This window comes from Mesorhizobium sp. M2A.F.Ca.ET.042.01.1.1 (assembly GCF_003997405.1).
Taxonomy (GTDB): domain Bacteria; phylum Pseudomonadota; class Alphaproteobacteria; order Rhizobiales; family Rhizobiaceae; genus Mesorhizobium.
Genome location: NZ_RZRX01000431.1, coordinates 1 through 2,989, shown reverse-complemented (window position 1 = coordinate 2,989; position 2,989 = coordinate 1). Strand labels below are relative to the sequence as shown.

Below are 2,989 nucleotides of genomic sequence, written 5' to 3'. Positions count from 1 at the left end.
CATTATGGGCTGCTGCGGATAACTCGAGGTGCTGCGCGAGGACAACCGCGCCATTTTCCGCGCTGCCAGCCTTGCCTCGAAAGCCGCCGATTTCCTGCTGGCCTTCCAGACGGATGCCGAAACCAAGATGCGGGAAGGGATCGCGGCATGAGCGCTCCCGATCCCGTTGCGCTGCAGAGCGAGCCGGCGCCGGAAGGCGAGCAGATGCTCGATTTCGGCCTCTTCGATGAAGCCAAACGAAACCAGCTCGACCTGTCCTGAGCCAATTCGACCTGTTCTGACAAGGAAGCTTTGCCATGATCCTGATCACCGACGAATTGCGCGCCCGCCTGCTCGCCAATGGTGCCGCCGAAATCGAAACCGACCATGTTCCGGTCGTGAAGTTGTTCAATCCGACCGGTGCCGCGACCTGGCTTTTGAGCGAACTCGACGCCGACGGCGACACGCTGTTTGGCTTATGTTGAGCTCAACATAAGCCGAACTATGTCGAGTGTGGTGTTACGTTGAACGGCTGCTGAGGCTCGCCGGAATTCAAGTCCTTAAGCGAATTTTGCTCAACATAATCTGCATGATCCTGACGTCTGAGGACGAAAGGAGCATGAAGATGTTTGAACAACTGGCGAATGGATCATCTGCGGAAAACTTTGGCGAGAAGGATCGATCCTGGCCACTGATTTCCGAGTTTTTGGACTACCTACGTCTGGCGGGCATGGCCGAGAGCGGCCTGCAGGACTTCCCGGGACCTGCGAAACATTTCCTCGTCTGGGTGAGCAGGCAGGGCATCGAGCTTGGCGCCGTAGATGTCGCCGTCGTGCGCCGGTTCCTAGCCCACGACTGTGATTGTCCGCGTCCGGCAGGCGAGCGCTACCAGGCGCGACATATGCGAGCCCGGACCTTCAAAGGACGCGTTTTCCAATTTGTCCGGTTCCTGGAAAATACCGGTCGGATTCATAACGCCGCATCGCTCGACGAAGGGCTGCGGCGCCTCGCTGAATTCACCGCTTACCTTGGCGAGCAAGGCCATGCGCCAGGAACGATCAGGAGCTACGACTATAGCTGCCGCCACTTCGTCGTCTGGCTTTATCAACATCACATAAGACTAGCAGCGATAGACGAAAGCGTCCTCCTGCGGTTCGCGGCCCATGACTGCATCTGCCCCGGCATGTTCGTGCAGAATGTAGAACGCAATCGGTCCTACCAGTTTAAGGTCGGGCGCTTCGTCCGCTTCCTCGTCACCATCGGCGCGATATCGAATGCCACACCGGCAGATGATCGCGATGTCGATCATCTCAGAGCGTTCCGGGACTGGCTGCGCCGACATCGTGGCGCCGGCGAGCGCACGATTTTGGATCATGTCCAAACGATCATGAAGCTCCTGCCGCAGTTAGGCGACGATCCCGGGCGGTACGACGCGGCACTGATCAACAGGGTAATGCTCCAGAATCTGGAAAGCACCTCCCGCGTCAGCGCCCAGCGGATGTGCGGCTCGCTGCGGATGTATCTCCGGTTCCTCACAACGGTCGGCGCGTGCCCGCCAGCGCTGGTCGGCGCGGTCCCTCGAATACCGCGATGGCGGTTGGCGAATCTTCCGCGGTACATCCTCAAAGACGACGTCGAGCGCGTGATTGCATCATGCGATCCAACCACGCCAAGGGGATTGAGGGATCGCGCGATCCTCCTGTTATTGGCGCGGCTGGCCTTGCGCGGTGGCGACGTCGCCAACCTGCATATGCGCGACATAGATTGGGAGAACGCCCTGATCAGGGTGGCCGGCAAGACCAGGCACACCGTCGCACTGCCGTTACCGCAGGACGTTGGGGACGCACTCCTGGCGTACATCGAACACGCCCGGCCCGTCGTAGACTCGAGCAAGATCTTCATCAGGGTGATCGCGCCTTTCAAGCCTTTCTCTTGCTCAGGGGCGATCGCGATTGTCGTGCGCGACGCCCTGAAGCGCGCCGGCGTCGAGAATGTGAACCTGCGGGGCGCATACCTTCTCCGGCATTCTGCCGCGACCAACATGCTGCGCTCGGGTGCGACGCTGGACGCGGTCGGCGCCGTTCTACGCCATCGTTCGCCGGAGACGACAGCAATCTATGCCAAAGTCGACACAACGATGCTGTTGCAAGTGGCTCAACCCTGGATCGGGAGCGCCACATGTCGATAGGCGCGAGCGTCCAACGGTACGTGGCGATCAAGCACGCCCTTGGCTACAAGTTCGCCGACCAGGAGCAGATGCTGTTGAAATACGCGGCGTTCGCCGACACCTTCGGGGACCTATACACCTCCGCCGGTAGGATGATCGAATGGGCGTCGACCGGGCCATCGAGGCAACGGTCGCGCGAATGGCTGCAGGTCGTTCGCCACTTCGCGATCTCAATGCACGCGGAGGACAACCGGCACGAAATCCCGCCGCGCGATGTGTTTGGCAAAGGAAAACGGCCACGACCACGTCCGCACATCGTGGCGGCGGCGGATATCGAGCGCGTCATGCAGGCCGCGCTGTCACTGCCGCCCGTCGCATCGCTCACGCCCTATACCTATCACTATCTGATCGGGCTCCTGGCCACGACGGGCCTGCGCGTGTCCGAAGCGGTCGGGTTGCTGAAAACGGATCTGACGGCCGATGGGCTGTTGATCCGCGAGACCAAGTTCCGCAAGACCCGGCTCGTCCCGATCGATCCCAGCACCCGTAGGGCGCTTACAGAGTATCTGACCTTAAGGCGTCGCATCGGCCGCGCTGATCCGCATCTGTTCGTGCTGTCGACAGGGGAGCCGCCGGACCATGCCAGTGTCTCCCGCGCCTTTATTAAGCTCGGCAGGCAGGTCGGTGTGCGTGCCGCGACAGGGCGCGGGCCTCGGCTGCATGATCTTCGTCACAGCTTTGCGGTCCGATCGCTTGAACAATGCAAGGGCGACAGAGCCGCGATCAACCGGCACATGCTGGCGCTCAGCACCTATCTCGGCCACGCCTGCCTCTCCGATACCT

At 61.0% G+C, this 2,989-nt stretch carries 2 protein-coding genes and 2 pseudogenes; all 4 read left to right on the top strand.

The window, feature by feature from the left end:
• Positions 1 to 22: 22 nt before the first annotated feature.
• Positions 23 to 151, top strand: a pseudogene (locus EOA23_RS33180) (antirestriction protein ArdC); the annotation flags it as partial.
• A 145-nt stretch (positions 152 to 296) separates the two neighbouring features.
• Positions 297 to 458, top strand: a pseudogene (locus EOA23_RS33175) (DUF2958 domain-containing protein); the annotation flags it as partial.
• Positions 459 to 598: 140 nt separating this feature from the next.
• Positions 599 to 2,167, top strand: a complete 1,569-nt coding sequence (locus EOA23_RS36760; protein ID WP_189341807.1) for a tyrosine-type recombinase/integrase — start codon at positions 599 to 601, stop codon at positions 2,165 to 2,167.
• The coding region (locus tag EOA23_RS33165; RefSeq protein ID WP_127307165.1) for a tyrosine-type recombinase/integrase at positions 2,158 to 2,989 on the top strand (832 nt) is incomplete at its 3' end. The genes EOA23_RS36760 and EOA23_RS33165, both read left to right, overlap by 10 nt.